Below are 4,367 nucleotides of genomic sequence, written 5' to 3' on the forward strand. Positions count from 1 at the left end.
CACGAGCAGCCTCCAGCGTGCCCGCCGCCAGCCGCTTGCGGCCGAAGGCGTCATCCCTGAGCGCGAAATCATGGCCGATCTCGCGGCGTATGCGCACCTGCTCGGCCTCGCCCTTCGGCAATTTCGGCGCCTGCGGTTTGACGGGTCTGGTCCTTTTGCTCATGGGAGGCTCCTGGTTGGCTCGGGATGATGGAGAACGGCAAAGCGGCGATCCTTCGCGCTGTTGGGCATCTCCCCACATGGTCGGCAGGGCGGAGAGAGCCGCCGTTCGGTTGGCCTTCGTTGAATCGGAGGTCGTCGCCTCCTCGCCGCTGCGCCAGCATCCTTGCCGCCCGGCATCCAGGCTGATGGAACCGGCGCGAGCTTTCGACGTTATGTCGCGTCCATGCCAAGGGGAGGTTCGCCGATGACAGCCTTCATGCCGGTTACCGTGCGCTTTTGCGATAACAAAACCATGCTGGTCAGTTCGGTGGCCGGCGCAGCCGAGGCATTGCGCCACCAATGGCCCGACAAGACAGCACCTGGTTATCTCGAGGCGACGCGGCTGGTTACGCTCGCCGTCGAAGGCATCTGCTGCCAGCGCATTGCGTTCGACGCCTTCACCAGGGCGGCCAAGCAACAGAACATACTGGTGGCCAGGCCCAAAAGCCGCGCCCATGACTGGCTGAACGCGGTGGCTAGCCCATGAGGATCGCGCGCCGGCCGAAAAATTGATGCAACCGGCCGCCAGCGGGGCGCGTTTATCGATGCGGTAGTTGGAGCCGCGCGCAAAGCGAAGGTGAACGCCGTGGGTACGATGAAAACCGGAGTGCCGCTCAAAGTGCGGGTGGAAGATGAGATCGAAGAGATCGACAGCGTCAGCGAAGCCGCCGATTTTCTGCAGCGTTGGCCGCTCGAGCGACGCGGCCATGTCTACCGCAGTGCGCTGAACGCCTGCAGCGCGGCGATCGCCGCGCAGATTTCCGAAGCCGACGCCATGAAGGTGTTTACCGGCTTTGCCCGGGTGACCGGCATATTGGTCGACGAGGGCAACCCGGCGATGGCGATGGACGCAAGGAGCATGCAGAGCCGCACGCCCAAGCAAGGCCGGCAAATGCCGAAATAAGGTTTTGCTTCTTTCTCCCCGTTCACGGTGAGGTGTGGTCCGCGCAGCGGACGAAAAGCCAATTGCTTGGCTTTTCGAACAGCGAACGCCCGGCAGGGCAATGAGGGGCGGCGCCAGCGCTTCGGTAAGTGGCATCTGAATCGGATGCTTGAATTTCATGTCAGCTTTCAATCCTGCCTCGTCAGCGCTGCCCCTCATCCGCCTGCCGGCACCTTCTCCCCGTGAACGGGGAGAAGAGACCAAGCCTCACCCCGTCGCCACAAATACGCGGCGCTGGAAGCGCGCCTGATGGTAGGTGCAATAGCTTTTCAGCGCCCTGGTGCGCATGCCGCAGCACAGCATGTCGGCGCCCGGCCGGCTGCCTGGCGCATCGTTTTCAGAATCCTCCTCCACCGTCAGATCCAGCGGCGCGCGGCAGCGTGAAAACAGGCAATCGATGAAACGCATCGCCACGCCATGCGGCTGCCGGCCGATGGCCGCGCGCGGCGGCGCCGGCGTCTCCAGGCGATAGGCTACGCCGTCAGCGATCAGCACGCCTACCTCGCGCACGAACGAATGGCGCCTGGGCCGGGCCACTTCACGCGCGGGGATGTCCTTGGCGGCAAGCACGCCATGCATCTTGCCGACGACAGGCGTCGCAGTCCCCGGGGCGCCAGTCGCCCGCTTGCTTTCAGCGCGCTTGCCCACCGCCTGTCTGGCTCGCGGCGGCGGCCCCTTGCCATTGGCAAAACCGATCGCGCCCAGCATGGCGTTGCGGTGCACGATGCCGATGATGGCGTCGCGCGACACCGGGCTGCCGCGCAACGCGCTGAACGCGACTGCAATCCTGGAGGCTGAAAGCCCGTCCTTCAGCCAGCGGCCGATCTCGTGCAATTCCGCGTCGCTATAGCTTGCCATATTCAGCTCCATCCAAAGTTCGGCCGCACGCCGTCGGGCAGCGTCAAGGTTCGACCCGGTGGCCGGGTCGCAGTCAGGTTGTTTTTCAAGAGCCGGCTGTCAGCCGACCAGCCTCAGCCGGATTGGGTAGATTTCCCGCCGGCAAGGTGCAGAAGCCGCGCCTCGGCCGTGTTTCTATCCAGGGCGGAAACCGCCCTGCCCGTTGGCCTGTCGAACAGGATGACGGTGCCGTCCTCGGTGCGGATGCAGGAGCGGCCAGCCGAAAAAACAGCGCCGGCGCCATGCCGGTCGGATTGGGGGCCGGAGCCGCTGGGAGCGGCGGCTCCGGCCGTTCCGGTCGCCGGAGACGGGCGGACCGGACCCGGGGCTGGTGCAGTCAAGCACCGAGCCTCGGGCTTCATCCTGGCCGGGGAGGAGGACAGCCGGGATGAAAGGGGGGCGACAGCCGCCGGGCACACCGCGCACGGGGCCGGCGCCATTGCGCCATCAAAGGTGGACAGGTTTTGCATAACCATATATAAGCATAACTCACAAATTTATGCAAGCCATTCTTTCATAGACGAGAGCCACTTTCATCACTCACATGGTCGCCATGGCAAGAACGGAACTGTCGATCAAGGTCGGGGCGGCGATCCGCAAGGCGCGCAAGCAGCGCGGCCTGGTCATGCGCCACATCGCCGAGCACAACGACACTGATGTCGCCGCCGTCGGCAATTGGGAAACCGGCCGCAATCTGCCCAAGACCGAGAACCTCCTGAAGACCGCCGCCTTCCTGCGCGTCGACCCGGTGGCGCTAGGTCAAGGGCAGGTCGTGTTTCTCGACGATGCCGGACCGGTCGCCGATGCGGAGATCGTCACCGATACCGGTCCGCTACCCGCGGGGTCGATGGATATCGAGGTGCTGGGCGCGGCCGTCGGCGGCGACGATGGCGATTTCACCTTCAACGGCGAGCCGGCGGGTTACGTCCAGCGCCCGCCGGGGGTGCGCAACCTGCCGAAGGTGTTCGCCCTGCACGTGCTCTCGGATTCCATGGTGCCGCGTTATGAGCCCGGCGACCTGATCTATTGCGGCGGCCGCGACGCGGTGCCCGGCGACCATGTGGTGATCGAGACCTTCCCCGAGGAAAACGAGCGCAACGGCAAGGCCTTCATCAAGAAGCTGGTCAAGCGCACGGCGGGCGAGCTGGTGGTCGAGCAGTACAATCCGCCGAAGACGCTGACCTTCAACCGCTACGCCATCAAACATGTCTGGCGCGTGATTCCGCTGAAGGAATTGCTGGGGTATTGAGGAGCGCTTCTTGCCTTCTCCCCTTGCGGGGTGAAAGGCGGTCCGCACAGCGGACGAAAAGCCAATTGCTTGGCTTTTCGAGCCTTGAACGCCCTGAGCTTGCGAAGGGCCGGGTAGCGCAGGATCCACCTGCCGGGTCCCCGCTGCTTCGCAGCGTCCCGGCGTTCGCTGGCCTTTGATCGTGCCACTGGCACGATCAATTCACTCACGCGAACCGGCCGTTCACCCTTCGACAAGACTCAAGCCCGCCTCGCTCCCTCCAGCGGCACCTCGCGATCGCTCAGCATCTGCGCTTCGCTGCGCACGCGCTGGCGCTCGTCGATGAAGGCCGCCTGGATCGTAACGGTCGCTCCTGGCAGTCCGTCGGCACGGCAGGCCGCGCAGACGATGCGGCCCGACAGAGCGGCAAGCGGCGTGTTCCCCGTCACGCCGAACCGCTTCAGCTGATCGGGTCGCCACCAACGGTTGCGGCCGCAATCCGCGCACTCGACCGAGATCGAGGCGACATGCGCGATTGTTGGTTCCCTGCCCGGCAATGCCATCGCCCCTGCCTCATCGTTGTTCCTGATTTGTTCGCATATTCCTGTGTTTTGCGCCGGGAGTCGAGTCGCAGTTTTCAAACTTTCCCCGAAGTTTTTCTTCTAGTGCAATTTGAGTTATGCTTTCATATATATGAAAATGTGAGTCAGACACGAACCTGCCCACTGCATCAGACCCGGGAGCGATAATGGACGCTTTTGCCACCGATTTTGCCCGTTCCTGCGGTTACGCCGGCGACAGCCTGGCCCTGCTTGAAGCCTTCGAAGCCATCCGCCGAAACGGCATCGCCCACGCCCGTCAGGATCACGTCAGGCGCAAGGCAGTGATCGACGAGTTGAAACCGTCGGAGGCGCTGTTCCTGGCCGCGATTGGCCCGGCGCTCTCGGCGGAAGAGGCCATTGAGGACGCCGCCCGCTTCATAGCCTGCTGGCGCAACATACCGCGCTGGCGCCAGGAGCGGCGCTTGCCCGACCTGGTCAGGGCCAAGCAACAACGGCTGGTGGCACGGTATTTTCGTCGCCATGGCCATCTTCTATG

7 protein-coding genes are annotated in these 4,367 nt (G+C 64.2%); 4 read left to right on the forward strand and 3 right to left on the reverse strand.

The window, feature by feature from the left end; all coding sequences use genetic code 11:
• The first annotated feature begins 406 nt into the window (after nucleotides 1-406).
• Nucleotides 407-688, forward strand: coding sequence for a DUF982 domain-containing protein (locus tag EN893_RS20530; RefSeq protein ID WP_127268742.1), 282 nt, complete (start codon nucleotides 407-409; stop codon nucleotides 686-688).
• Between the two features lie 108 nt (nucleotides 689-796).
• Nucleotides 797-1,105 carry a DUF982 domain-containing protein gene (locus tag EN893_RS20535; RefSeq protein ID WP_164749149.1) on the forward strand — a complete coding sequence of 103 codons (309 nt, stop codon included), beginning with the start codon at nucleotides 797-799 and terminating at the stop codon, nucleotides 1,103-1,105.
• A 246-nt stretch (nucleotides 1,106-1,351) separates the two neighbouring features.
• Here the strand turns inward: EN893_RS20535 and EN893_RS20540 are convergent, their stop codons facing one another.
• Complete coding sequence (locus EN893_RS20540) at nucleotides 1,352-2,002, reverse strand: GcrA cell cycle regulator (protein ID WP_127273603.1); 651 nt, start codon at nucleotides 2,000-2,002, stop codon at nucleotides 1,352-1,354.
• A gap of 113 nt (nucleotides 2,003-2,115) precedes the next feature.
• Entirely contained in the window at nucleotides 2,116-2,382 is a 267-nt protein-coding gene (locus EN893_RS20545; protein ID WP_236382727.1) for a hypothetical protein, read from the reverse strand.
• A 203-nt stretch (nucleotides 2,383-2,585) separates the two neighbouring features.
• Between EN893_RS20545 and EN893_RS20550 the strand changes: the two genes are divergently transcribed.
• Nucleotides 2,586-3,290, forward strand: coding sequence for a helix-turn-helix transcriptional regulator (locus EN893_RS20550; RefSeq protein WP_127268739.1), 705 nt, complete (start codon nucleotides 2,586-2,588; stop codon nucleotides 3,288-3,290).
• Nucleotides 3,291-3,529: 239 nt separating this feature from the next.
• Here the strand turns inward: EN893_RS20550 and EN893_RS20555 are convergent, their stop codons facing one another.
• Complete coding sequence (locus tag EN893_RS20555) at nucleotides 3,530-3,832, reverse strand: hypothetical protein (RefSeq protein WP_127268738.1); 303 nt, start codon at nucleotides 3,830-3,832, stop codon at nucleotides 3,530-3,532.
• A 185-nt stretch (nucleotides 3,833-4,017) separates the two neighbouring features.
• Here EN893_RS20555 and EN893_RS20560 point away from each other — a divergent pair.
• A partial coding sequence (locus tag EN893_RS20560; RefSeq protein WP_128361733.1) for a hypothetical protein occupies nucleotides 4,018-4,367 on the forward strand: 350 nt, incomplete at its 3' end.

Origin of the sequence: Mesorhizobium sp. M7A.F.Ca.CA.004.04.2.1, assembly GCF_004022825.1 — a bacterium.
Taxonomy (GTDB): domain Bacteria; phylum Pseudomonadota; class Alphaproteobacteria; order Rhizobiales; family Rhizobiaceae; genus Mesorhizobium.